The sequence below is a fragment of the Aeromonas sp. CU5 genome (assembly GCF_002586745.1).
In the GTDB taxonomy this organism is placed as follows: Bacteria; Pseudomonadota; Gammaproteobacteria; order Enterobacterales; family Aeromonadaceae; genus Aeromonas; species Aeromonas sobria.
In genome coordinates this window covers 530,588-556,341 of record NZ_CP023817.1, presented here as the reverse complement: position 1 = coordinate 556,341, position 25,754 = coordinate 530,588, and the positions used below count along the sequence as shown (strand labels likewise).

General features: G+C 56.7%; 25 protein-coding genes. 3 read left to right on the top strand and 22 right to left on the bottom strand.

Annotated elements, in window-relative coordinates:
* The first annotated feature begins 157 nt into the window (after window positions 1–157).
* Window positions 158–1,507: an APC family permease gene (locus CK911_RS02515; protein WP_068977042.1), complete on the top strand. Its 1,350-nt coding sequence runs from the start codon at window positions 158–160 to the stop codon at window positions 1,505–1,507.
* A gap of 333 nt (window positions 1,508–1,840) precedes the next feature.
* Here CK911_RS02515 and CK911_RS02510 read toward each other — a convergent pair whose 3' ends face one another.
* The 6 genes from CK911_RS02510 to CK911_RS02485 form a co-directional block, all read right to left on the bottom strand.
* Window positions 1,841–2,383 (bottom strand): GNAT family N-acetyltransferase, encoded by a 543-nt coding sequence (locus CK911_RS02510; RefSeq protein WP_098968868.1) that lies wholly within the window; start codon window positions 2,381–2,383, stop codon window positions 1,841–1,843.
* 6 nt (window positions 2,384–2,389) lie between these two features.
* On the bottom strand, window positions 2,390–4,030 hold the full coding sequence (locus CK911_RS02505) for a GNAT family N-acetyltransferase (RefSeq protein ID WP_098968867.1): 1,641 nt from the start codon (window positions 4,028–4,030) through the stop codon (window positions 2,390–2,392).
* Entirely contained in the window at window positions 4,030–4,644 is a 615-nt protein-coding gene (locus tag CK911_RS02500; protein WP_098968866.1) for a glutathione S-transferase family protein, read from the bottom strand. The genes CK911_RS02505 and CK911_RS02500 overlap by 1 nt, the downstream gene beginning before the upstream one ends.
* Before the next feature lie 36 nt (window positions 4,645–4,680).
* On the bottom strand, window positions 4,681–5,319 hold the full coding sequence (gene pdxH / locus CK911_RS02495) for a pyridoxamine 5'-phosphate oxidase (RefSeq protein ID WP_098968865.1): 639 nt from the start codon (window positions 5,317–5,319) through the stop codon (window positions 4,681–4,683).
* Between the two features lie 143 nt (window positions 5,320–5,462).
* On the bottom strand, window positions 5,463–5,792 hold the full coding sequence (locus CK911_RS02490; protein WP_098968864.1) for a hypothetical protein: 330 nt from the start codon (window positions 5,790–5,792) through the stop codon (window positions 5,463–5,465).
* Window positions 5,789–7,768, bottom strand: a complete 1,980-nt coding sequence (locus CK911_RS02485; RefSeq protein WP_098968863.1) for a reprolysin-like metallopeptidase — start codon at window positions 7,766–7,768, stop codon at window positions 5,789–5,791. The genes CK911_RS02490 and CK911_RS02485 overlap by 4 nt, the downstream gene beginning before the upstream one ends.
* 185 nt (window positions 7,769–7,953) lie before the next feature.
* Between CK911_RS02485 and CK911_RS02480 the strand changes: the two genes are divergently transcribed.
* The gene (locus CK911_RS02480; protein WP_042020721.1) at window positions 7,954–9,165 is read left to right on the top strand and encodes an RsmB/NOP family class I SAM-dependent RNA methyltransferase; all 1,212 of its coding nucleotides are present in this window, start codon (window positions 7,954–7,956) and stop codon (window positions 9,163–9,165) included.
* Window positions 9,166–9,248: 83 nt separating this feature from the next.
* Here CK911_RS02480 and CK911_RS02475 read toward each other — a convergent pair whose 3' ends face one another.
* The 6 genes from CK911_RS02475 to CK911_RS02450 form a co-directional block, all read right to left on the bottom strand.
* Window positions 9,249–9,644 carry a RidA family protein gene (locus CK911_RS02475; protein ID WP_098968862.1) on the bottom strand — a complete coding sequence of 132 codons (396 nt, stop codon included), beginning with the start codon at window positions 9,642–9,644 and terminating at the stop codon, window positions 9,249–9,251.
* 70 nt (window positions 9,645–9,714) lie between these two features.
* Window positions 9,715–12,009: a formate C-acetyltransferase gene (pflB, locus tag CK911_RS02470; RefSeq protein WP_098968861.1), complete on the bottom strand. Its 2,295-nt coding sequence runs from the start codon at window positions 12,007–12,009 to the stop codon at window positions 9,715–9,717.
* A gap of 44 nt (window positions 12,010–12,053) precedes the next feature.
* Entirely contained in the window at window positions 12,054–13,295 is a 1,242-nt protein-coding gene (tdcD, locus tag CK911_RS02465) for a propionate kinase (RefSeq protein ID WP_301337400.1), read from the bottom strand.
* A 171-nt stretch (window positions 13,296–13,466) separates the two neighbouring features.
* Entirely contained in the window at window positions 13,467–14,804 is a 1,338-nt protein-coding gene (tdcC, locus tag CK911_RS02460; RefSeq protein ID WP_098968859.1) for a threonine/serine transporter TdcC, read from the bottom strand.
* A gap of 11 nt (window positions 14,805–14,815) precedes the next feature.
* On the bottom strand, window positions 14,816–15,820 hold the full coding sequence (gene tdcB / locus CK911_RS02455; RefSeq protein WP_042020711.1) for a bifunctional threonine ammonia-lyase/L-serine ammonia-lyase TdcB: 1,005 nt from the start codon (window positions 15,818–15,820) through the stop codon (window positions 14,816–14,818).
* A 387-nt stretch (window positions 15,821–16,207) separates the two neighbouring features.
* A complete protein-coding gene (locus tag CK911_RS02450; RefSeq protein WP_042020708.1) occupies window positions 16,208–16,552 on the bottom strand; it encodes a Grx4 family monothiol glutaredoxin in 345 nt (114 codons plus the stop codon).
* Between the two features lie 288 nt (window positions 16,553–16,840).
* Between CK911_RS02450 and sodB the strand changes: the two genes are divergently transcribed.
* Window positions 16,841–17,425: a superoxide dismutase [Fe] gene (gene sodB / locus CK911_RS02445; RefSeq protein ID WP_042020706.1), complete on the top strand. Its 585-nt coding sequence runs from the start codon at window positions 16,841–16,843 to the stop codon at window positions 17,423–17,425.
* Window positions 17,426–17,544: 119 nt separating this feature from the next.
* On the opposite strand, the gene CK911_RS02440 is transcribed toward sodB, so the two are convergent.
* From CK911_RS02440 to ccmA, 10 genes are all read right to left on the bottom strand, one after another.
* The gene (locus CK911_RS02440; RefSeq protein ID WP_068977053.1) at window positions 17,545–18,357 is read right to left on the bottom strand and encodes a VacJ family lipoprotein; all 813 of its coding nucleotides are present in this window, start codon (window positions 18,355–18,357) and stop codon (window positions 17,545–17,547) included.
* Between the two features lie 85 nt (window positions 18,358–18,442).
* Window positions 18,443–19,711, bottom strand: a complete 1,269-nt coding sequence (gene ccmI / locus CK911_RS02435; RefSeq protein ID WP_098968858.1) for a c-type cytochrome biogenesis protein CcmI — start codon at window positions 19,709–19,711, stop codon at window positions 18,443–18,445.
* Window positions 19,708–20,187, bottom strand: a complete 480-nt coding sequence (locus CK911_RS02430) for a cytochrome c-type biogenesis protein (protein WP_098968857.1) — start codon at window positions 20,185–20,187, stop codon at window positions 19,708–19,710. The genes ccmI and CK911_RS02430 overlap by 4 nt, the downstream gene beginning before the upstream one ends.
* An 11-nt stretch (window positions 20,188–20,198) precedes the next feature.
* The gene (locus tag CK911_RS02425; RefSeq protein WP_042020699.1) at window positions 20,199–20,729 is read right to left on the bottom strand and encodes a DsbE family thiol:disulfide interchange protein; all 531 of its coding nucleotides are present in this window, start codon (window positions 20,727–20,729) and stop codon (window positions 20,199–20,201) included.
* Window positions 20,726–22,681: a heme lyase CcmF/NrfE family subunit gene (locus CK911_RS02420; protein WP_098968856.1), complete on the bottom strand. Its 1,956-nt coding sequence runs from the start codon at window positions 22,679–22,681 to the stop codon at window positions 20,726–20,728. Before CK911_RS02420 ends, CK911_RS02425 begins: the two co-directional genes overlap by 4 nt.
* 82 nt (window positions 22,682–22,763) lie before the next feature.
* A complete protein-coding gene (ccmE, locus tag CK911_RS02415; protein ID WP_098968855.1) occupies window positions 22,764–23,255 on the bottom strand; it encodes a cytochrome c maturation protein CcmE in 492 nt (163 codons plus the stop codon).
* Window positions 23,252–23,458 carry a heme exporter protein CcmD gene (gene ccmD, locus CK911_RS02410; protein ID WP_042020694.1) on the bottom strand — a complete coding sequence of 69 codons (207 nt, stop codon included), beginning with the start codon at window positions 23,456–23,458 and terminating at the stop codon, window positions 23,252–23,254. Before ccmD ends, ccmE begins: the two co-directional genes overlap by 4 nt.
* 2 nt (window positions 23,459–23,460) lie before the next feature.
* A complete protein-coding gene (locus CK911_RS02405; RefSeq protein ID WP_098968854.1) occupies window positions 23,461–24,201 on the bottom strand; it encodes a heme ABC transporter permease in 741 nt (246 codons plus the stop codon).
* A gap of 170 nt (window positions 24,202–24,371) precedes the next feature.
* Window positions 24,372–25,040 (bottom strand): heme exporter protein CcmB, encoded by a 669-nt coding sequence (gene ccmB / locus CK911_RS02400; protein ID WP_042020690.1) that lies wholly within the window; start codon window positions 25,038–25,040, stop codon window positions 24,372–24,374.
* 4 nt (window positions 25,041–25,044) lie between these two features.
* Entirely contained in the window at window positions 25,045–25,695 is a 651-nt protein-coding gene (gene ccmA, locus CK911_RS02395; RefSeq protein WP_042020688.1) for a cytochrome c biogenesis heme-transporting ATPase CcmA, read from the bottom strand.
* Window positions 25,696–25,754: the final 59 nt, after the last annotated feature.

The following is a 25,754-nucleotide window of genomic DNA, read 5'->3' as shown; positions in this document are numbered from 1 at the left end:
CGACACCAAGTCTAGTGAGGAACAACATGGGGCATCTCTATGCTTTCCAACCGGCCATGGCCGGTGTGCGCCACCCTGGCGCCTTTGATTCCCGGGCTTCCCTCCCGGTTTCGTTGATGGACCGTGCCACTCTGGCACTGCATGAGGAACATGCATAATGGCGGCCCAACAGGTTGGTCTGAAAAAGACCCTCAAACTGTGGCAGGTCGTGGTTATGGGTCTGGCTTACCTCACCCCCATGGCGGTATTCGACACCTTCGGCATCGTCACCGAGATCACCGAAGGCCATGTGCCGACCGCCTACCTGTTTGCCCTGATCGGCATGCTGTTCACTGCCCTGAGCTACGGCCATCTGGTGCGCAAGTTCCCGTCAGCCGGCTCCGCCTATACCTATGCCCAGAAGGTGTTTCACCCCTATGTCGGCTTTATGGTGGGCTGGACCTCCCTGCTCGACTACATGTTCATGCCGATGATCAACATGCTGCTGGCCAAGATCTATCTGGGTGCCCTGTTTCCTGAGGTGGAGCCCTGGACCTATATCTTCGGTCTGGCGGTGGTGATGACCGCCCTCAATCTGCGCGGCATCAAGCTGGTGGCCAACTTCAACAGCCTGATCGTGGTGATGCAATTCAGTATCATCGCCATCTTCATCGGCCTGATCGCCTGGGGCGTTCACAACGGTGAAGGGCTGGGAACCGTGGCCAGCAGCCGTCCCTTCTTCTCCGAACAGATCCACATTTCACCGGTATTGATGGGTGCCTCCATCTTGTGTCTGTCATTTCTCGGGTTTGACGCCATCAGTACCCTGTCGGAAGAGACTCCGGATGCGGATCGGGTGATCCCCCGCGCCATCGTGCTGACGGCGCTGATCGGCGGAGTGCTGTTCGTCAGTACCTCTTATTTTTTGCAGCTCTACTTCCCCGACATCTCCCGCTTCCAGCATCCGGATGCGGTACTGCCGGAGATCGCCCTCTACGTGGGTGGCAAGCTGTTCCAGTCGGTGGTGCTGGTTTGCACTACTGTGGCGGTGCTGGCTTCGGGGCTCGCCTCCCACGCCGGTGTATCTCGCCTGCTCTATGTGATGGGTCGTGATCGCGCGCTGCCCGCCCGCTTCTTCGGCTACATCCATCCGAAGTGGCAGACTCCGGCCTTCAACGTGCTGCTGGTCGGGCTGCTGGCGCTCTCTGCGGTATCGCTGGATCTGGAGATGGCACTGGCGCTGATCAACTTTGGCGCCCTGGTGGCCTTCACCTTCGTCAATCTGGCGGTGATTGCCCACTTCTATGTGAAGCTTGGCCGCAACAAAACCCTCAAGGATCACCTGATGTACCTGCTGCTGCCGCTCTGTGGCGCCGCCTGCATCGGGGTGCTGTGGCTCAACCTCGAACCCTCTTCCTTCGAGCTGGGGCTCGTCTGGGCGGCGCTGGGGGCCATCTACCTGTTCCTGCGCCTCACAGTGTTCCGCATCCCGCTGCACAGCGCGGATCAGATTGAAATCTCTCAGTAATCCCTGAGTGCCTGGAACCTGATCGACCAAGATCCTTGTCCATTATTTTGATGCTGTTCACCCCTCTTGTTGCAAGAGGGGTGAACAGGCTGTCGCCATGATGATGACAAGCACAGTGGCACAGTTCGCCACCAATAACGCTCTAGAGGATAAAGAGAGAGAGGGAATTAGGGTTGCTACTGACCAGCAGAGGATGCAGGGAGAGGGGGACCGCCATGGCACAGCCTTTTATGACCATGCACAGAGTGAACCTGCTTGACCCTGCAGCGTGGCCATACCAGCCAAGACGCCCCCTCAAGCCGGGGACGCCATCAAGGTCAATGAGGATTTTCGCTATAGGTGTATTGCTTGTACTTCTTGTTCTTCTTGCTGCTCGTCAGGCATTTCATCAAACAGGGGGTGATAGAGCACCTCACCCTGCACACCAGCAAAACCACTATCCTGCAGCTCCATCGCCATGAAACAGTCAGCGGGCACTTCATAGATGCAGTGCAGGCCAAACTCGCTGGCGGGACGGAAACCGAAACGGCTGTAGTAAACCGGATCGCCGAGTACCACCACCCCTTTCCAGTCCATTTCGAGTGCCGTATCCAGCCCTTCACGCACCAGATCAGACCCAATCCCCTGGCCTTGCCAGTCAGGATGAACCGCTACCGGCGCCAGACCGAGCCAGGGCCCTTCCATGCCGTTAATGGTGATCGGGCTTAGCATCAGGTGCCCCATGAACTCGAACTCTTCCTCTTCGACCATGGTCACCACGGCAGCGCCACATTCGCGCAGACGGTTGACCAGTTCAGCCTCTTCGGCACGACCGAAGGCGGCACTGACCAGTTCGTAGACCGGTAACATGTCACCGGGGCGCTCGGTTCTCAACATACAACGTTACTCCTCGTACAGCAGAGCGGGCATTATTCCACACAACTGCTGGTCATTCTGAGTACCTTTGTCCAAAAATGGGAGGGTGCACTCAGGAAAACGAGCTGCAAACTGCTGCTGCAAGGCTGCTAGTGTAGCTGGCGTGACCCTGTTCATCGCCTCGAGGTAGGCCAGCCAAAGGGCGGGGGCCTCCCGCGCCAGCCGCTCGAAGGTCAGTTGGGGCACTTGATGCCAACAGCCATCCAGCTCGTCGGCCAGCTCCGGCAACTCCACCAGCAGCCGTAACTGCTGATAGCGCATCTGCGGCAAGTCACCATGGCCGCCCAGCGCCTGCGCCATCAATTGGTTGAACCAGTGGAGCCTCGATGCGCGCTCCTCGCGGCTGAGCAGATCAGGCCCCTGACGCTGCAGCGCCGCCAGTTGCAGCAGCCATGCCAACCCCTGTTCATCCCGATCTTTAAGCAAGACACTACCAAGATGGGGCAACTGCTCCGGCTCGGCCTGCTCCAGCAGGGCAGCGAGGTAACAGTGCAGATCCAGCCTCCCCTCAAGATGCGGCGGGCAAAGCAAACGGCAGGGATCCTGCCCCGTTCCGGTCTCATCCACAAAGAGCGAGATGGCCAGCTTGCCGTTGGCACTCTGCCGATCTGACGTTGCAGGATCGCGCTGGATCACCACGGCGAACCGCTCATCTTCAAGCCAGCAAGTGACCTCATCAAGCAGGGGGGCTGGCAAGGAGAGGGCACGATCCAGTCGCCAGTAGCTCACCTCGCACGGCTGACGACCGCTGATATGGCGCCGCCCGCGATAGTGCATCCCCAGTTTTGCCATCACCCGGCCGGAGGCTAAATTGTCTGGCATATGGCGAGCCGTCAGCGCAGGCAGTTGCAGTTGGTCAAAGGCAAACGCCTTGACCAAGCCGGCGGCCCGGGTCGCCAGACCGCGATTCTGCCAGGGCACGCCGACCCACCAGGCGAGCTCGCCATTCCAATGCAGGGAGATCACCCCGACCAGCGCAGCCCCACCCTCCTCTGGCAAGGTGATGGCCCAGCTCCAGCCAAGCCCAAGCGCAGCCTTGCGCCAGCTGAGCGCCAGCCAGTCACGGGCCCCCTCTGGCGGATAGGGGTGAGGAATATTGAGGGTGTAGCGGGCCAGCGCCTCGTCGCTGCAGTAGCGCACTATCTCGCGATCATCGGCAGCCTGCAGTGGCCGCAGCACCACGCCAGCGGCGTGCGAATCCTCGGCCAACATAGGTATCATCACGCGGCGCGCCAGCAGGCGATTGAGCACGGCGCCCAAATCGGCATCGGCGGTGAGCGGCAGATCGGCCCCCACCGGACCAAGGGTCAGCAGCCCCTGCTCCTTGGCGAGGGTCAGCAGCGAGGTAGAGGCGCTGATCAGGATCTGGCGACTGGGATCAGCATGAAAATCCGCCAGCAGATCCCCATCGAGCCAGGCAGCCAGCAAGGCCCCCGGGCAAAGCACCCCGTCAGGGGGACAACTCGCCCAGGAAGCATTGCTTTGATCGAGGGCGGCCGCCGCCTCTTTGCCCAGCAGCAGTTGCCAGCGATGGCCTTGCTGCTGCCAGTGCCGCAACAGCGCAGCCCACTGCGGCTGCCACAGTGTCGCCTCGATCAGCAGTTCCATCAGCTGGCCTGACAGGCCGCAGGCAGCGTCCGGTGGCGGGGGTGGGCTTCGATACGGGCGATCCAGCTGCGAATGGCTGGCCACCCCTGCAGGGAGAAGATCCCCTCCTCTGCCACGTGGGTATAGGCATAAAGGGCGATATCGGCGATGGTCGGGGCATCGCCGCACAGGTAGGGGCTCTGTTTCAACTGTTGCTCCATCACCGCCAGCGCCTTCTCGCCACCGGCTTTCAGCCCGTCGAGCCGCGCCTCCTGCGACTCGGGGCGGCCGAGATAGTGAACGATAAAGCGGGCCACCGCGATATAGGGCTCATGGCTGTACTGCTCGAAGAACAGCCACTTGAGCACCTCGGCCTGCTGGCGCGGATCGGTGGGCCACAAGGCGCTGCCTTGCGCCAGATAGAAGAGGATGGCGTTGGATTCAGCCAGCGCATCGCCTTGGCCCATCTCCAGCACTGGGATCTTGCCATTGGGGTTCATGGCCAGAAACGCGGGAGTACGGGTATCCCCCGCCTGAATATCCACCGCAACCCACTCTAGGGGCAGATCCAGCCAGCGGGCCAGCAGCCACCCCTTGTAACAGTTGCCGGAACGCAGATCACCATACAGACGCATACACACTCCTTGTGAAAACGGATTTGAACAGCGCGATCAGGGGGCCAGACGCTCGATGTGCCAGCCATCCCCTTCGCGGGTGTAGTAGAAGCGGTCATGCAGCCGATGTTCGCCACCCTGCCAGAACTCCACCGTCTCGATCACCACCCGATAGCCACCCCAGAAGCTCGGCAGCGGCACTTCGCCATTGGCAAACTTCTGCTTGAGCTCGAGGAACTTGGCCTCCAGCACGCCGCGGGCCGAGATACGGGTCGACTGCTTGGAGACCCAGGCGGCGATCTGGCTATCCTTGGGGCGACTGTGGAAATACTTCATCACCTCGAAGGTGCTCATCTTCTCCACCCGGCCGGTCACATGAACCTGACGGTCGAGGGTGTGCCAGGGGAAGAGCAGGCTGATACGGGGGTTGCCTTCCAGCTGGTGCGCTTTGCGGCTGCCCATATTGGTGTAAAAGACCATCCCCTGTGCGTCGTAGTGCTTGAGCAGCACGGTGCGCTGCCAGGGCTGGCCATCGGCATCCACCGTAGCCACCACCATGGCAGTGGGATCGGTCAGTTTGGCCTCACAGGCCTGCGCCAGCCACTTCTCGAACAGCGCCAGCGGATCTGCCGGCAAATCGGCACGGTGCAGCCCGCCACGGCAGTACTCACGGCGCAGATCAGCAACATCCATCATCTTGATTTTCCTTCAAATAAATAATGGCTCCACGACCATCAAGAGAATGATTGCAGGCATTGTGCTCCGCCCGTCTGACGGTGACAAGCCATAACGCAGCGGGGAGGCAACTGCCTCCCCGCTGTAAATTCACGACACTATGATCATTGGTTACTGGCTGCAGGAGCCGATGGACAGTGAGTCACCATACGCTGGTTATATTCGCTGGCATAAGCACTCAGTTTGGCATGCATCTCTTGCTGGCCCGGCCTTATCACATCACCCAACCCATCGAGATAACGCACACCACAACGTCCCTTGGCCGCTGCCTGCTGCTCTGCAGCAATGCCGGGGGCCACCTCGCCTCGCCCGGCTCGCACAATCAGGCGGTAATCCTGTTTGGCTAAGTTGGCCGTGACCTCCTGCTCAAGGGGACTGGCATCGGCCTGACAACCACCGATCAAAGCGAACAGCAGCCCCCAGACGCCTTTCATTTAGCCCTCCGATGCCAACCGAGCAGCGCTAGTGCCAGCGTCCACAACCCGAGCGACCCGCCACCACCACCGCCACCACCTGAAGTCGAGCCACCTTGTACCAGAGGCAGTTTGAGGGGGCTGATGGCAAAGAAGATGTTGTCGCTGCAAGCCACTTTCAGCCTGACGCTGCTAGTGAGATTGGCGGGCAGCGTCACCGTTGCAGCGCCATTATTGGATTGTCCGACAGCAAGCATTGTCCAGTTGGCGCCCTCATCCTGGGTCACCGAGATGTCGACCTTGCTGCAGCTGATCGGTGCCTGGTCTGTCCCTGCCACATCCCAGGCGAGCGCTTGACTAGCCCCCGGGGTGAGCATCACCCCATAAAACGGGTTGGTGATGCGAAACACACTGCTGGTCTTGACCACCTGCACTTTCATGTCGTCGCTGGCAACTCCCCCCTGACCATCGCGTACCGTCAGTCTGAAATTGAGATCCCGGTTGGTGGTCGGCCAGGCATCCCCTTTGGCGAGAGTACCGGAAAGCAACGATGGCAAGCTTGGAAAAATCCGCTCTGGCGATGGGGTTGGAGCAACAAAGCGAAACAGTGGGCGGGTACCATCATCGATCATAGTCGCGGCGCTGCTCGATTCGGTGCCCAGATCGATCTGCTCCCAGTTATAAAGCAACGCATTCCCGTCCAGATCAGAGCCAGCTCCATTCAAGGCAAATGGCGTATTGGCCGGAATCACGTAATCCCTCCCGGCTACCGCTTGCGGGGTGTTGTTGCCCAGCGTGAGCGTCGTGCCACAACTCGTATTCGTTGCCATATGTGACCGCATCTGTTCGATGGATTTGCTATGAAAGTAAGGGTCACTGTTGGCTTGAATGTTCTCTTCACCGCAGATGCCGGCATACGCCATGATCGAGCTACCGCTACCTGGTTCATAGGCCTGACCGGCAACCCGGTTACCCCCACCACAACTGCCGCTCGTGCCGTTGAAGGTGTGATCGGCGCCGAACTGGTGACCGATTTCATGGGCTACATAGTCGACAAAAAAGGCATCCCCCACCGGGGTAGCTGAACCGGACATGCCACTCGACTTCTGGTTGGTACAGAGCACCGCCAAACCAGCCAGCCCGCCCCCACCGGTATTCAGTACATGGCCGATATCAAAGTTACCGAGCTTCATGTTGGTAAAATACAATGCCTGCACCCCGATATTGGTCTGGGCATCATTATCATTATTATCAAACGGATCAGTTGCGGGATTGGTGAAGACCACCTCGTCGTTACCCGTGGCCAATACAAACTCGGCCCCGACATCCCGCTGATAGACCTGATTGACCCGGTTGAGCAAGGTGGCGATAGCTGCCATCGCCAACACCTGGGAACCACCGTGATACTGAGTAAATTCCCCCGTCGCCGAGATGGCAATGGTGTAACGCTTGCGGGCGTTGCCATCCACCTGCACCTTGCGCGCCAGCTTGCTGACCTGCGCACCCAGCACCCTGTCAGCCTCCTCATCCAGACGGCTATGAGCATCCTGCTGGTAATAGACGGCATACCCTTCGGCATTGCGAAGTGGATCGACAAACACCATCTTGCCCTGATGGCTGAACATGGCATGGAAACCCTGTGGGCCCAGATCGAAACGCCCGGTATCAAGCGGGCGACTCGGATTGTGACCCCTGAAGGTACGGATCTGCGGATATTTGGCAGCAAGGTCTGCAGGCAGCAGGTCATAAGCTTCCAGCGTAAAGGTGACCTCACCCCCATCAGGTAGCGGGAGGGTCAGTTGCTTTGCCCCCGCTTGCAACCCGTCAAAATAGTCGAGCGGCACCTTGGCAACCCGAAACTGATTGGCTCGTACTTCATAACCTGTCGCGGCCGTCGCTCGGGCGGCAAGGGTGCTCCACTCACTGGCGATCAGGCTGGGTGAGGCCAACAAACTGCCCATCAGCAGGGCCAGCGAATATTTTTTGGTCACATGCATTTTTGTCATCCTTGTATCCATGCATTCATTTGAACCACCAACGGCATCCGTGTTTCAGCCACTCACCCCATGGGGAGTGTTGCGCCAACCCCGTCTAACCCCTATCATTGCGCGGATTTGTCAATTTTAGAACTGCCCCTCTTCACAAAGGTGCGGTTCATCTTTATCTGGCCAAGGTTAATCTCATGCTTAAGTCCCCACTGTTGCCCCGTTTCGGGGATCTGATCGTTGCCATTGTTGACGATGTGCTGGGCCAGGGTCTCACCCTGGACCGCGCCTATGCCCGTCACTTCTCTGGCATCGAACTCAAACCGCAAGAACAGGCAAGGATTGCCCTGGTCACCGGCGACCTGCTGCGTCGTCTCAGCCTCTATTGTGCCCTGACCGGCATTCAGGTGCGTCAGGCCGAGAAAAATGTCTGGCCGCTGCTGCATGCCTGGCACGCTTTTCACAAAATTGACCAGCCTAACCGCCCCACTCTGGATCGTTTCAATGAAGAGGCCTTTCGCCGCCGTCTGACCGAAGCGAAGAAAAATCCGGTGCTGATGGATGGTTGCCCGAGCTGGCTGGAAAAGCTGGGTAGCGAGCAGCTGGGCGAAGCCTGGCCTGCAGAACGTGCCGCCCTGGCCTGGATGCCCAAGCGCTACCTGCGGGCCAACACCCTCAAGTGCACCCGTGAAGAGCTGCAAGCCATTCTGGCCAAAGAGCATGTCACCACCATCCCGGTTGAGGGTGTTGATACTGCGCTGCAGGTCACCTCTGATACCGCCCTGTTCCGCACCAAGGCGTTTGCTGACGGTTGCTTCGAACAGCAGGACGCTGGCTCCCAGCTGGTCGCAGCTGCGCTGGAAGTGACCCCGGGCATGCGGGTCATCGACGCCTGCGCCGGTGCCGGTGGCAAGACCCTGCATATCGCTGCCATGATGCAGGGCAAGGGCCGTCTGCTGGCAATGGATGTAGAAGAGTGGAAGCTGGAGAACCTCAAGCAGCGCGCCCGTCGCGCCGGTGCCCACAACGTGGAGACCCGGGTCATCACCAGCAGCAAGACCGTCAAGCGCCTCAAAGAGACCGCCGACCGCGTACTGCTGGACGTGCCCTGCTCCGGTCTTGGCGTACTCAAGCGCAATCCTGATGCCAAGTGGCGTGATACCGCCGAGCGTCTGCCGGTGCTGGTAGCACTGCAAGAAGAGATCCTGCAGCGTTACAGCCAGATGGTGAAGGTGGGTGGTCTGCTGGTCTATGCAACCTGCTCCATCCTGCCTCAGGAGAACCGTCAGCAAGTGGACAAGTTCCTCGCGGCCAACGAGAACTTCCGTCTGCGTGACGATCACACCGTGAGCCCGTCAGAGACTGGCTTCGACGGTTTCTACATGGCCCGTATCGAACGGATCGCCTGATCCGCCCCGATGACCATATAGACAAAAGCGGCTGCCATTGGCAGCCGCTTTGTTTTGGCTTGCTGACACACTCCCGATGGGGGTTACAGCGCAGCAATCGCCTCAATTTCGATCTTCACATCCTTCGGCAAGCGGGCCACTTCCACGCAGGAGCGCGCCGGATACATGGCATCGTGCTCGGTAAAAAAGTCGTTGTAGACCTGATTCACCGCAGCAAAGTCGTTCAGATCCGAGACAAACACCGTGGTCTTGATGATGTTGCGCACCTGGGCGCCTGCCGCCTCGACAATCGCCTGCACGTTTTGCAGCGAACGCAGGGTCTGCGCTTCGATGGTCTCGGGGATATCGCCACTCACCGGATCCAGCGGGATTTGGCCCGAGGTGTAGATCATGTTGCCGGTCACGTTGCTGAGGGTTACGCCCTGCACATAGGGGCCGATGGCACCGGGTGCCGCTTTGGTACTGATAACCTGTCGCATCTTAGTTGTCTCCTTGATGTCATAAAACGGGGTTGGCCCGAAGCAAACCTGCTCGCTCCGGGCCCATAAGTCAGATCATGTTGGTAAAGGTTCTGGAAATCACATCCTGCTGCTGTTCGCGGGTCAGGGCGTTGAAGCGCACCGCATAACCGGAGACCCGGATGGTCAGGCTGGGGTACTTGTCCGGATTGTCGATGGCATCCAGCAGCATCTCGCGGTTCATCACGTTGACGTTGAGGTGTTGACCCCCTTCCACATCCCGCTCGTGATGGAAGTAGCCATCCATCAGCCCCACCAGATTGTTCTCGCGATTGGCGGGCTCCTTGCCGAGCGCCCCCGGTACGATGGAGAAGGTGTAGGAGATCCCGTCCTTGGCATATTTGAACGGCAGCTTGGCCACCGAAGCGAGCGAGGCGACCGCCCCCTTGCGATCCCGACCGTGCATCGGATTAGCCCCCGGCGCAAACGGCGCGCCAGCGCGGCGACCATCCGGGGTGTTGCCGGTCTTCTGGCCATACACCACGTTGGAGGTGATGGTCAGGATCGACTGGGTCGGCACCGCATTGCGGTAGGTCGGCAGCGCCTGGATCTTCTTCATGAAGCGCTCGACCAGATCGCAGGCGATGGAGTCGGCCCGCTCGTCGTTGTTGCCGTATTGGGGATACTCCCCCTCAATCACGAAATCGACCGCCAGCCCGTCAGCATCGCGCACCGGCTTGACCCTGGCGTACTTGATGGCCGCCAGCGAATCGACCGCCACCGACAGACCGGCAATGCCGCAGGCCATAGTGCGATAGACATCTCGATCGTGCAGCGCCATCAGCGAGGCTTCGTAGCTGTATTTGTCGTGCATGAAGTGGATAAGGTTCAGCGCGCTGATGTACTGCACCGCCAGCCAATCCATAAAGCTGTCGAGGCTGCTCATAACTGTGTCGTAATCCAGCACCTCGTCCATGATGGGCGCCACTTTCGGGCCGACCTGGATCTTCAGCTTCTCGTCCACCCCACCATTGATGCAGTAGAGCAGGGTTTTGGCGATGTTGGCGCGAGCACCGAAGAACTGCATCTGCTTGCCGATCACCATGGGGCTCACGCAGCAGGCGATGGCGTAGTCATCGCTCTCAAAATCGGTGCGCATCAGGTCATCGTTCTCATACTGCAGGGATGAGGTATCGATGGAGACGCGGGCCGCATAGGTCTTGAAGGCACGCGGCAGCCCTTCCGCCCAAAGGATGGTGAGGTTGGGCTCGGGCGCTGGCCCCATGGTCTTGAGGGTATGGAGGTAACGGAAGGCGTTCCTGGTCACCAGAGTACGACCATCCAGCCCCATGCCGCCGATCACCTCGGTGGCCCAGATGGGATCGCCGGAGAAGAGGGTGTCAAACTCCGGGGTGCGCAGGAAGCGCACCATGCGGATCTTCATGATGAAGTGATCGACCAGCTCCTGGGCGTCCTGCTCGCTGATCAGCCCCGCCTTCAAATCACGCTCGATATAGATGTCGAGGAAGGTAGCGGTACGACCGAGGGACATGGCCCCGCCATTTTGCGACTTCACCGCCGCCAGATAGGCGAAGTAGAGCCACTGCACCGCCTGCTGGGCCGTGCGGGCCGGGCCGGAAATATCGCAGCCGTAGCTCGCCGCCATCAGCTTGATCTGCACCAGTGCCCGCTGGTGCTCGGACAGCTCCTCGCGCTGGCGGATCACCTGCTCCAGCTGCTCGCCACGTTCGAGGGCCGGTTGCAGATCGGCAAACTGCAGCTCCCGCTCACGAATTAGATAATCTATGCCATAGAGTGCAACCCGACGATAATCTCCGATAATCCGACCACGGCCATAACCGTCCGGCAAACCAGTCAAAATCCCCGATTTTCGGCAGCGCAACATCTCGGGAGAGTAGACATCGAACACCCCCTGATTATGGGTTTTACGCAATTCGCTGAAGGTATATTCAAATTCAGGATCCATCTCCCGACCATATGCCTCAAAAGAGCTTCTGATCATATTTACACCACCAAACGGGTGCAGTGCTCTTTTCAGCGGCTGGTCGGTTTGCAGGCCAACGATTTTTTCCAGCCCCTGTTCGATATAACCGGGTCCGTGGGCGGTAATAGTCGTGGCAATATTGGTATCAAAATCGACTGGCGCGTGGGTCGCATTCTCGATGCGGATCCCTTCCATCACCTTGTTCCACAAGGTGGTGGTCGTCTCGGTGGCATCCGCCAGAAACTGTTCGTCACCTTCATACGGGGTATAGTTTTGCTGGATGAAATCACGAACGTTGATTTCATGTTTCCAGTTTTCACCGGCAAAACCTTGCCATGCCTGGATATAACTATCCTGCTCCAATTGCACATCAATTTTCATTCAATAAACCTCATTCACGATTCATGACATTACAGTTGAAATATTCAGACACACTCGGCCTGACGGATCTGTTGACCCAGACGAATGGCATCCAACGCGATCATTTTCTCTTCATTGGTCGGAATAACCGCTGCAAACATTGCTGAAGAGCGTGCTGATATAACGCGGCATCCCATGGCATTAGGTTGTTTATTCAACTCCTCGTTCATGGCGATGCCAAATACCTGCATGCGCTCACACACCAGTTGTCTGATAAAGGCCGAGTTCTCGCCAATACCGCCGGTGAAAATAATGGCATCCAGCTGGCGTAATGAGGTGGCATGGCCGCCAATATGGCGGGCAATACGGTGAACAAAAGCATGGATCGCCAATTTCGCCCCGGGATGACCTTCGTGATAAGCCGCCTCCAGCACCCGCATATCGGAAGAGAGACCGGAAATACCGAGCAAGCCGGAGTGCTTGTTCAAGACCCGCTCGATATCCTCGATGGATTGCCCGGTCTTGCTGGCAATATAGGCCAGCGCACCGAAATCAATATCACCGCTGCGACTGCCCATAATCAGCCCCTCCAGCGGCGTCATCCCCATCGAGGTATCGACGCTATTGCCATCCTGCACCGCGCAAATAGAGGCGCCATTGCCCAGATGGGCAATCACCAGACCGGCATCGTTACCATTTAGCCCAAGGAAAGAGACCGCCTGCTCGGCGACATAGCGATGAGAGGTGCCATGGAAGCCATAACGGCGCACACCGTAATCCTGCAAATATTGATAAGGCAGCCCATAGATATAAGCTTCCGGCTTCAAGGTCTGATGAAAGCCGGTATCGAATACCGCAATCTGGGGTTGTGTCGGAAATAACTGACGAGCCGCAATCACGCCGCTCAGATTGGCGTGATTGTGCAGAGGGGCCAAGGGTGACACCTGCTTTATTTTAGCCAAGACATTTTCATCAATGATCACGGCTTCGCTAAATTCACTGCCACCATGAGCAATGCGATGACCAACCAGTGCAATGGCATCCAGCAGATCTCGTTTTTTCAATTCCGCCGCGATGGCAGCCAATGCACAGGTGTGGCTATTTTCAGGTAAGGGGGTGACAGGCTCTTTGTCTACTTTTAATTGAGGATGGGCCGTTTCAATACCATCCGCCATACCGGATATCACCACTTCACAGGATTGACTATCCAGTACGGAGAATTTTACCGATGAGGAGCCGCAATTGATAACCAGAACCAACGAATCAAACTTCATTACATTGCCTCGATATAAATAGGGTCGAGTCACTGCAGTCAGGGCATTTCGCCCAGGTGTTTAAACAGCGGGTCAAATAACGGATAGCCTTGCCGATGACACAAATATTTGTGCCAACAAAAACCGCTGATTGATCGCGTCAGACTGCACCATCCAGACCCCGCCAGGGGGGCCTGAATGGTTAATGACTTGCAGAAAGGGTTTTCAGAACAGCTTGGAAACAATATTCAGGATGGTCAGCACACCGATAATGGTGACAAACAGGTTGCTGGCCTGACCTTTATATTTTGCCAGTGCTGGCGTCTTGCTCACAGCATACATCGGCAGCAGGCAGAGCAGAGAGGCGATAATGGGCGCGCCCATTGCTTCAATCAGGTCAAGGATGTTGGGGTTGACATAAGCGACCAGCCAGGTGGAGCCCATGATGAACAGCATGCTGATCATGTTAAGCTTTTTCGATGAGACCTTGGTCTTGTCACCTTGATAGCCAAACTTGAGGATCAAGCCGTTTAACCCTTCCAGGGTCCCCAGATAGTGGCCAAAGAAAGACTTGAAGATAGCAACCAGCGCAATAATGGACGCCGCATACTCCAGCGTGGTGGCAAACGTAGACTTGCTGCCAGTCATCGAGGAGAAGTGGTTGGCCAGATAGGAGAGCACCGGAATATTCTGGGCCTTGGCCTCTGCCATGTTTTGCGGTGACAGGGTAAACAGGCAGCTGAAGGCGAAGAACATCACCACGGCAACCATCAACATGCTGGCACCGGAGATGATTTTGGAGCAGCGCTTATCGGTAAAATCGCGACCGAACTCGTGCTCATACTCTTCCCGCTTGGAGACGATGAAAGAGGAAACAATCGGTGAGAAGTTGAAGGAGAAGACCATGATGGAGATGCCAAGCCAGACGGTAACCAGAATACCATCGTGACCGAGCAGGGATATTTCACTCAGATTGACCTGGTCAAATACCGCACTGTTCCAGTAAGGCACCAGCGAGAGCGAGATGATGATCAGACTGGCAATAAAAGGAAACACCAGATAGCTCATCACGCGAACCATCAGATCTTTACCGAAATAGATGACGAACGCCATGACTAGCAAGAGCCCAAGGGCGACCACACCCCGATTGAGCGGCACCATTTGCAGTTGATGCTCCCAGAATGCCATAAAGGTATTGGTAATGGTGACACCATATATCCAGAGCAGGGGGCAGATAGCAAAGAAGTAGAGGAAGGTAATCACCACACCGCCCATCTTGCCGAAATGCTCTTCGACGGTCTCGGTGATATTAGCGGAAGGGTTACTGCCAGAGAGGCACAATCTGGCGAGAGCCCGATGACAATAGAATGCTATCGGATAGGCAAGCACCATCATAATCAATATCGGGATTAAGCCACCATATCCAGCCCGGATGGGGAAAAATAGCACCCCGGCACCGATTGCAGTACCAAATAGGCCCAACCCCCAGGTTGTATCTGTTTTACGCCAAGCGCGGGTATTTTCTTTATCTTTGCTGCTAGTAACGACACTGTCTAATATCATGACCGCATTCCTTACAGGCTAAATTGAGGAATATTGTTCTGTTCGATTATCTCGACTATACGGGTAAGATCGATATTGCCACCCGAAATAATGCAGACGGTTTTTTTACCTTCAACATAATGCTGTAATTTACCACTTAGCAGTGCTGCAGAAGCGAGCGCCCCCGCACCTTCGGTGATGATTTTATTACGCTGGATCATGTCGACCATGCTGTGACGAATATCATCCTCAGAAACCAGAACAATATCATCAACCAGCTGCTTGACGATTTCAAAGGTCATGGAACCGGGTCTTGCTACATCACAACCATCTGCCAAGGTGCTGCTGGTTCTGTGATTAGTGATGGTGCCGGCATAGAAAGAGGCTGCCATACCGTGCACATTTTCAGATTGCACACCGATAATTCTGATTGTCGGATTGATTGATTTAATCGCCATCGCCACACCGGCAATCAAACCACCACCACCAATCGGCACTATGATGTTATCGACATCATACAAGTCTTCGATAATCTCCAGACCAATGGTTCCCTGGCCTGCAATCACTTTGGCATCATCGAATGGGGGAATAAATACCCGACCTTCCATTTCAACTATTTCACTGACTTTGGCAATGGTGTCATTGAAACTATTGCCATGGAGGATCACTTTGGCTGAATAATCACTGGTTGCTGCAATTTTTGATTTGGGGGCACAGCAGGGCATGACCACCTTGGCATCAATACCAAGCATGGCACTGGAGAGTGATACGCCCTGAGCATGGTTACCCGCAGAACAGGCGACAACACCTTTTTGTCGATCTTCCAGACTTAATGAGCTGAGTTTATTGAAAGCACCACGAATTTTAAAAGAGCCTGTACGCTGCATGTTTTCAAGCTTGAGGTAAACCTCACCATGACAACGTTCACTGATGTAATTTGAGGGTAGTTGCGCGGTCTTGTATATATGATTGGTCAGTCTTTTTTTGGCTTCAGTAATATCATGAAGACCAATGGGCAGATTGCTATACATCTTCATCGCAAATCTCTTTTTATTTATTAATTTGTAGGGTTTTACTTCACAGGACGCAGGGATACTAGATTTTATCAACTGCAATTAATGTGAGCATCAACACAAAAAAACATGCAAAGAGACTAGCTTGTGGTGAAAATATCAAAGAATGTGACAGCGGCAACATCCGAATCCTAAATGGATTAGAAAATATTATCAAAGATAGTGAAATTATATAATTAACAACTTAAGAACAACCATTTAATGATTAGTATTTTTAATGCTTTTTCGACTTTCTATTACCTTACATCAACACACCACATCGGTGCTGTGCTACCCGCCAAGCGCCACAATTCGATAAAAAAGGGAGCCATAATGGCTCCCTTTAACAACATAGGTAATGACGGTGTCCGCTTACTCGGCGGCGGCGTCATCCTGCTTGTACTTGGCGGCAGTTTCCTTGATCAGGGCCTGCAACTCACCGGCCTGAAACATCTCAATCATGATGTCACAGCCACCGACCAGCTCACCTTCAACCCACAGCTGGGGAAAAGTCGGCCAGTTGGCAAATTTTGGCAACTCGGCGCGGATATCCGGATTTTGCAGGATATCAACGTATGCGAACGGCTCGCCACAGGACATCAGAGCCTGGGAGGCCTGGGCAGAGAAACCACAGCTTGGTAGCTTTGGGGAGCCCTTCATGAAGAGAATGATGGGGTTATCAGCCAGCTGCTGCTTAATCTTTTCAATAGTTTCCATAGGTGCCTCACTAGAGCGATTTCGGCAGTCATTCTACTGCAATCTTGTCCGAGTACAACCCGACAAAGGGCCGACAATGAACGAATTACCCAAAGAACAGAGGCGGGCTTGATCGCGATCATGGCGCCAATCAAGAGTTGTTAGGCCATCTTTGATGCTGCTACAATCCCTTGGCTTTGGGCTACCCAGCCCCATCATTTTAAAAACAACTCTTTTCAGATATAGAAAAGAGTATGCAATGTCTTGCAACCGTCGCTTTCGCACGGACCAGCCAATGGAGAGTAGAAAATGGCATTCGAACTTCCCGCTCTGCCCTATGCAATCAATGCTCTGGAACCGCACATCTCCCAGGAAACTCTGGAATATCACCACGGCAAGCACCACAACACCTATGTGGTCAACCTGAACAATCTGGTGCCGGGTACCGAGTTTGAAGGCAAGTCTCTGGAAGAGATCATCAAGACCTCCAGCGCTGGCATCTTCAACAACGCCGCCCAGATATGGAACCACACCTTCTACTGGCACTGCCTCTCCCCGAATGGCGGTGGTGAGCCTACTGGCGATCTGGCCGCAGCCATCAACAAGGCGTTTGGTTCTTTCGCCGAGTTCAAAGATGCCTTCACCAAATCTGCCATCGGCAACTTCGGCTCCAGCTGGACTTGGTTGGTGAAGAAAGCAGACGGCTCTCTGGCCATCGTCAACACCTCTAACGCCGGTTGCCCGTTGACCGAAGCGGGTACTACCCCGCTGCTGACCGTTGACCTGTGGGAGCACGCCTACTACATCGATTTCCGCAACCTGCGTCCGAAGTACATGGAAACCTTCTGGACTCTGGTCAACTGGGAATTCGCGGCCAAGAACCTGGCAGCCTAATCAGCACCTCTTGCCAAAGCGCCTCGCTCTGCGGGGCGTTTTTTATGGTGACTGCCAAGACAACCGCGCCATAAATACAAAAGGCGCCCAGCGGCGCCTTGTCTCTTCACTGGTCGAGATTACTGATCCAGCTCATCCATATACTCATCGAGATTGGCATCATCAGCCTGCTCTTGCTGAGACTCTGTCAGCTCAGACTGCTTGCCCGTCACCTTGCCCTGATTGTACTGCAGATAGAAATCCTTGGTTAACGCATAAGGATCGAGGGCATTGTCGATGATCCGCTCCTGATCGATCAGCTTGGCACGTTTTCCCAAGCCATCCAGAGCCCAATGTGCGAACTTTATCGGGAAAGTCAGCAAGGCATAGGGGAAATAGAGGCTATCAATCGTATCGCCGACCAGCTCACGGGTGGTGGTCGGGCCGTAAACAGGCACCATGATATAGGCACCATCACCTATATCAGCCTTGCCCAGTACTGTATCCATCTCCAGCTTGTTGCGCTCGAGGCCGGCATGTTTGGCCACATCGAAGATCCCCAGCAAACCGACCGTGGTGTTGACGGTAAAGCGCCCCAGGTTGGTTCCCGCCCCTTTCAAATCGCCAGTGATCAGATGGTTCACCATGCTGCTCGGTTCATCAAAGTTGGCAACAAAGTTGGCAATGCCATCCTTCACCCCCACCGGAATGTAGCGGGCATAGGCATGTACCACAGGGCGTGCTACATAGGGCTCCAGCACATCATAGTTGACCGCCCACATTGCCCGGTTGGCACCTTGGAATGGGTCACGAGGATCGGCTGCCGTACTGGTAGCGCCCGGATGATTGATACCGGGATTAAGATCCAGGCTCTCTGGGCCTGGTTTCGGGGGGCCACCGGCACACCCAGCCAGCAATAAAGCTGACAGGAGGGTTCCTGAACGAAAATGCATATGGGAGTCCTGACGTTTTATTTTGATTTATCAGAAGTATAGATAACCCGGCCCCTATCCAGGGGCCGGGTTATCCAAAGGCATATTAGAGGGCGTGATCGATGCGGATGTCAATCGGCGCGGTGGGAATATCAGCCGTCTTGACCGGCACAGATACCCCTTCAAAGGCCCCCTCTTTATTCATTACATTACCGCCTCGGGAGAGACGTGCCTTGAATTGCAGCTCTGGGTAGGTGGCCAACTTGCTGCCTTCCATCATGGCATCGCCATCACCCAGCGATAGGGTGACCGGCAGTGCTGGCCCGGCGATACGCTTCACCGCGATGGGCATGGGCGGACCATTGGGCACCACGGCAAAGACGAACAGATGGGCATCTTCCGGCAGCTGAATGCCGGCCGCCAGGGTGATATGGATGGGGAACTCCCCCTCCTTCACCGCAAACTGCTGCCCTGCTACATCGGGCTCACTGGCTGCGCCAGCGTTTGTCACCTCGATACCCCGTTGCTTGAGCTGCGCGCGGGCATACTCCATGGAACGCTCGACCATCACGTAGCGGGGAGTTCCTTTCTCCATCAGCGGCAACATGAGTTGCCAGCGGGTCAATGCTGTCTGGAAATCCTCTTTTTGCAGCGCCATAAAGGCATAGACTGACCGAGCTTCGATATTGTCCGGATCCTGGGCGATAGCGGCCTGCAACAGGGCATCCGCTTGCGCCTCATCCCCCGTCATCATCAACGCCTGGGCGTAGGGCACCGCCACCAGCGACTTTTGTGGTGCCAACCCATAGGCCCGCTCCAGCGCTTCGCTGGCCATTTCGGGATCATTGCCATCAAGCGCCAAGCGCCCCAGCAGTAACCAGCCGCGATAGTCATTCGGTTCAGCCTTGAGACGGGTACGCAGTGCCAGCGTGAAATCCAGCAGATCCTGCTCGGTCACCTGGGCGTCCCGCTCCACCAGAATGCGATTGCTCAGCTCCCCCAGACGGCTGCTGGCATCTTGCCAGCGGCTCACCTCCTGCCAGGAGCCCAGTTTGTAGTAGAGCCCAAGGCTCACCACCACCAGCACCAGCACACCCGGGATCCAGATCAGACTCTTGCCACCCCGTGCGGTTTGTTCCACATCGGGAATATCATCCAGCAGGCTGCGCTGCAGCTCGACCAGCGAATCGGACTCTTCGGCCAGTACACCCTGCTCGCGCTCTTCGCCAATCTCCAGCAGCCGCTGGCGATAGAGCTGTTTGTTGAGCGCCGAACGACTAATGCTCTGCTTGCCTTCACCACGCCACAGCGGCACCACCAACACCAGACTCACCAGCACCAACAGGGCCGCGATCACTATCCAAAAGGCGGTCATTGTTTCTCTTCCTCTTTGAGCAACTCGGCCAGACGGCGCAGCTCCTCTTCACTAAGGCCATTATCCGTTTTCTTGGTCGGCACAGGAGCGCGGCGGCTGCGCATCAGGACCACAGCGCCGCCGATCAGGATCACCAGCAAGGGGCCCAGCCACAGGATCAGGGTGGAGGCCATCAGGGGCGGGCTATAGAGAATAAAGTTGCCATAGCGGGCCACCATGTAATCCACTATCTGCTCTTTATCCTTGCCCTCGCGCACCATCTGGTAGGTCTTGTCACGCAAGTCCTTGGCCAGCCCTGCATTGGAGTCGGCGATATCCTGGTTCTGGCACTTGGGGCAGCGCAGCTCCTTGGTTAACTCACGAAATATCTGTTCCTGGTTATCGCTGTCGAAGGTATAGACATCGATGGCGGCCATGGCCGGGGCTTGTATGGCCAATCCCAACACCAGCAGCAGGGATGCAATCACTACTCTCATCCGGTTCACCTTCACTTCATGGCATCAAAGATGGGTTTGAGGGTCGCGGCCCAATTCTCGGGGTTGATATCCCCTACGTGGCGATAGCGAATGATCCCCTGACTGTCGATAAAGAAGGTCTCGGGCGCGCCGTAGACCCCCAGATCCAGCCCCAGCATACCGTCCGGATCATAGAGGTTGACCTGATAGGGGTTGCCCAGCTCCGCCAGCCATTTGATCGCCTTGTCGCGCTCATCCTTGTAGTTCATGCCGATGATAGGAACACCCTGCCCCGCCAGCTGCTTGAGGTAGGTATGCTCGCCGTAGCAGGTCGGGCACCAGGTGGCCCAGACATTGAGCAACATGGGGCGGCCGGTCAGGATGGTGCGGTCATGCTGCTTGTCCAGATCATAAATGTCCTGCAAGGTGAACACCGGCACCTCCTTGCCAACCATCACGGATTCGAGCTTGGTGGGATCGGAATAGAGTCCTTTAAACAGAAACACCGCCCCCAGCAGGAACACAATAAAGGGGATCAGGAATAACCAGGTCTTCTTGCTCATGCCTTGACCTCCTCTTCACGACGGCCGAAACGGTAACGCTTGTCGAGCATCGACAGCACCCCACCGATCGCCATAAAGACACCGCCAAACCAGATCCAGCGCACGAAGGGCTTGTAGTAAATCCGTACCGCCCAGGCACCGTTATCGAGCTGCTCGCCGAGCGCCGCATAGAGATCACGGGTGATACCGGCATCGATGGCAGCTTCGGTCATTGGCATTCGCGACACTTTATACATCCGCTTCTCTGGCTTGAGCAGCGCCACCTGCTTGCCGTTCTTGTGGACTTCCAGCACGCCCTTGAAGCCATCGTAGTTGGGGCCGTTCTTCTCTTTGATCCCGGTGAAGACAAACTCGTAATCGGCAAACTGCACCCGATCACCGGCCTGCATCCGCAGATCCTTCTCAATGCTGTAGTTTTGGGTGCAAGCGATACCTATGATGCTGACCGCCAGCCCTACGTGGCCCAAAATCATCGCCCAGTGACTGTTACCCAGCTTGCGCACCCCCACCTGAAACGGGTGCTTGTGGGTGGCACGGATCCAGGTCTCCTGCACGCTGGTGATGATGATCCAGGCACCCAGACCAATCCCCAGCGCCGCCCACGGCTTGAAGGTCTCGGCAAACGTCAGTGGTAGCACCAAGGCAGTGGCCAGGCTCAGCGCCAAGGCGAAGATCACCTTGCCTTTGAGCTCTCCCAACTGCTGACGACGCCAGCGGAACAGCGGGCCAACCCCCAGCAACAGGGCAAACGGAATGATCAGCCAGCTATAGATGTGGTTGAAGAAAGGTGTACCAATCGAGATGCTACCCAGCCCCAGCTCCTTGTGGACCAGCGGCAACAGGGTGCCGAGCAGCACGGTCAACAGCGCCGCCATCAGCATGATGTTATTAGCCAGCAGCAGCGTCTCGCGGCTCCACAGATCGTGCTTGCCGTGGCTCTTCACCTGAGAGCCTTTAAAGGCAAACAGCAGCAAGGATGAACCGACCACCGCCAGCAGGAAGCCGAGAATAAACAGACCGCGGGTCGGGTCAGAGGCAAAGGCATGCACCGACACCAGCACCCCGGAGCGCACCAGGAAGGTCCCCAGCAGGCTCAACGAGAAGGCCGAGAGCGCCAGCAGCACGGTCCAGGCCTTGAAGCTGGCCCGCTTTTCGCTCACCGCCAGTGAATGGAGCAACGCCGTACCCGCCAGCCAGGGCATAAAGGAGGCATTTTCTACCGGATCCCAGAACCACCAGCCACCCCAGCCGAGCTCGTAATAAGCCCACCAGGAGCCCAGCACTATGCCGAGAGTCAAGAATACCCAAGCTGCCATGGTCCAGGGGCGAGACCAGCGCGCCCAGGTCGCATCGAGGCGACCGGTCATCAAGGAGGCGATGGCAAAGGCAAAGGCTACCGAGAAACCCACATAGCCCATGTAGAGCATGGGCGGATGGAAGATCAGACCCGGATCCTGCAGCAGCGGGTTGAGGTCGCGACCATCCACCGGGAAATAGGGCAACGTACGGGTAAAGGGATCAGAGGTAAAGAGCACAAAGGCGGTGAAACCAACCGAGATCAGCCCCAATACACCCAGCAAACGCGCCACCGCATCCAGCGGCAATTGGCGACTGAACATGGCCACCGCCGCAGTCCAGCCTCCCAGCGTCAACACCCACAGCAGCAAGGAGCCTTCATGAGCACCCCACACCGCCGAGATACGATAAGCCAGTGGCAGCAAGCTGTTGGAGTTAGTGGCCACATACTGCACGGTAAAATCGTTATCGATAAAGGCCCAGGTCAGGCAGAGAAACGACAACAGCAGCAACAAAAACTGGGCATAGGCGAGCGGGCGGGCCGCCGACATCATGCCAAGACGCCCCCAGCTGGCGCCAAGCAGCGGATAGCTCCCCAGCAGCAGTGCGGTAGCAAAGGAGAGGATCAGCGCAAACTGACCTAATTCCGGGATCATGACGGGATTCCTTTCAATTGAACGGTGACAACAGCCGCATCACGAACGGCAAGCAAAGCAGAAAAGGCAAACACCGCAGGGATCACGGCTTGGCTCCCTTCAACTGCGCCTCGGTATATTCGGGTTTGAAATGCATGCCATTGGTGGCATCGGCCACTTCCGGCGGCATGTAGTTCTCATCGTGCTTGGCCAGCACCTCGAACGCCTCCACGGTCGTGGCATCCTTGAGGGTGCCCTGCGCGACAATGCCCTGCCCTTCGCGGAACAGATCCGGCAGGATGCCGTCAAACTCGACGGTCACCAGATGGCCACCGTTATCCACCAGCTTGAACGCCACCTTGAGGCTCTGGGGATCCCGCTGCACCGAGCCCGGCACCACCAGCCCACCAATGCGCAGACGCTGCCCCTCTTCCGGCTTGATCTTGTCCGGTCCCTTGCCTTGCACCAGCTCGCTCGGGGTATAGAAGAGGTCGATATTCTGGCTGAGGGCATAGAGGATCAGCCCAATCACCAGGGCGCAACCTGTGCTGATCGCCAGGATGATGGTGAGGCGTTTTTTGCGTCTCGGGTTCATAGGGTGTTCTCCATCTGCCGGGCCGCCATGCGACGAGCCTCACTGGCCTGTTTGCTACGCAACTCCCCCAGCAGGCTGCGGGTCTTGATACGAGTCGAAATAATGATGCCGATCAGGCAGGCGAACGTGATACCAAACGATAACCAGACATAAAAGGCGTAACCGCCCATCGCCATAAAGTCACTGAAAGAGGCAAAGTGCATGCTTACTTCTCCTGCTCGGCAAGCTGTTTGACCCAGGGGCGGTGCCACTCCCGCATCAGCAGCTCATTGCGAAACCGCATCAGGGTCAGGGCGCCAAGAAACGCGGCAAACGCCAGGATCATGATCAGCAGCGGCCACAGCATCTCGGGGGAAATGGAGGGTTTATCAAACTTGGTAATGCTGGCCCCCTGATGCAGGGTGTTCCACCACTCCACCGAGTAGTGAATAATCGGCAGATTGATCACCCCCACCAGTGCCAGAATGCCAGCGGCACGGCCCGCGACTACCTTGTCGCTAAAGGCGTTGTAGAGGGCAATGACCCCCAGATAGAGGAACAGCAGAATAAGCTCGGAGGTCAACCGTGCGTCCCAGACCCACCAGGTGCCCCACATGGGCTTGCCCCAGGCAGCACCGGTAAAGAGGGCGATAAAGGTGAACACGGCGCCGACCGGCGCAATGGCCGCCACCGTCATATCCGCCATCCGCAGTTGCCATACCAGACCGATAAAGGCCGCCACCGCCATGGTGGAGTAGGCCCCCATCGAGAGAATGGCGGATGGCACATGGATATAGATGATCCGGAAGGAATCCCCCTGCTGGTAATCCGCAGGCGCAAACGCCAATCCCCAGACGGTACCGATCACAAACGAGAGCAGACTAATCACCGCAAACCAGGGCAACAGGGTACCGGCCAGCTGATAGGCCCGCTCCGGTTTGGCATAAGGGTGCAACCATTTCCACATAGCTCACAAAACCTTTTGTTATTAATCGTTTGGCGAGGCCTACCATACCGACCACGGGACGGCATCAAATACCCCGAAAGCAATAAGCGGCACTATCCTTGATCCATCGCAACTTTATTTTTCAGCACAATGCTCCGTACGGAGCCACCTCTCTCCTGCCCAACCCATCATCAGTTAAGACTGACCCGCAATGCCGCCGAGACGGCCAGCGGCGTCAGCGTCAGGGCGCCGACCAACATGGCTGCCAAGATGGCAAGTTGTCCGCCATAGGGCAAGTGCATTCCCGCTGCATCGATGGCAGAGGTAGCAAAAATCAATACCGGAATATAGAGCGGCAGGATCAGCAGGCTCAGCAAGACACCGCCCTTGCGCAATCCAACCGTCAGGGCAACGCCCACCGCCCCCAGCAAGCTCAGCACCGGGGTGCCCAGTGCCAGCGTCGCGACCACCGCCAGATAGGTGTTCATATCCAGCGACAGCAAGATCGCCAGCAAAGGTGAGATCAGCAGCAGCGGCAATCCCGTCAGCAACCAGTGAGCAACCACTTTCGCCAGCGCCAGCAATCCCAGTGGATGGGGCATCAGCATCATCTGCTCCAGCGCGCCATCACTGAAGTCATCGCGAAACAGTCGCTCCAGCGACAACATCGCCGCCAACAGCGCCGCCACCCAGATAATGCCGGGGGCAATGCGGGCCAGCAGCTTGGGCTCCGGGCCAATTCCTAATGGAAACAGGGTAATAACGATGAGGAAAAACCACAGCGGATTGAGAATATCGGAACGCTGGCGCAGAGCCATCAACAGTTCACGGCGGATCAGGTGCATTGCGGCGCGCAACATAGGGTTACTCCTGCAACAGGGGCGTCAAGGAGAAGGGGGTCAGCGACAGGGTTTTCAGCCGTCCCTGCATCAGGGTCAGATCCTGATGGGTAGTGAGGATCACCATGCCGCCCCGATCTGCGTGGGCCAAAAACAGCTGTTCAAGCACCTTGACCCCCTGCTTGTCGATGGCGGTAAAGGGTTCATCCAGGATCCAGAGCGCCGGTTTGGCTGACAACCAGAGCCGCGCCAAGGCCACCCGACGTTGCTGGCCAGCGGAAAGCTGCCCGGTTGGATGCTCTTCAAAACCGGCAAGCCCAACCCGTGCCAATATCTGCCACAGGTCGGCATCCGCATCTGCAGGATGATGTAACTGCTGGTAGAAGGTCAGGTTTTCAAAGGGCGTCAGGGCCGCTTTGACACCGGGCTGATGGCCCAGATAGAGCAGATCGGCATGATACTCATCACGGCAGTGACGAATGTTCTCCCCATTCCAGCACACCTCACCGGCAAACGGCTGTGACAGCCCGGTCAACAACCGCAACAGGCTGGTCTTGCCAACCCCGTTGGGGCCTTCAATTTGCACCAGATCGCCGGGTGAAACCGAGAAAGAGAGATGTTCAAACAGAGTGCGATCTTCGCGCACGCAGCTCAGATTGTGAACTTGAAGCAGCATGGGGATAGTTTCAGAGACAATGAAGCGGCCTGCATCTTAACACAGTATTGGGATACGTC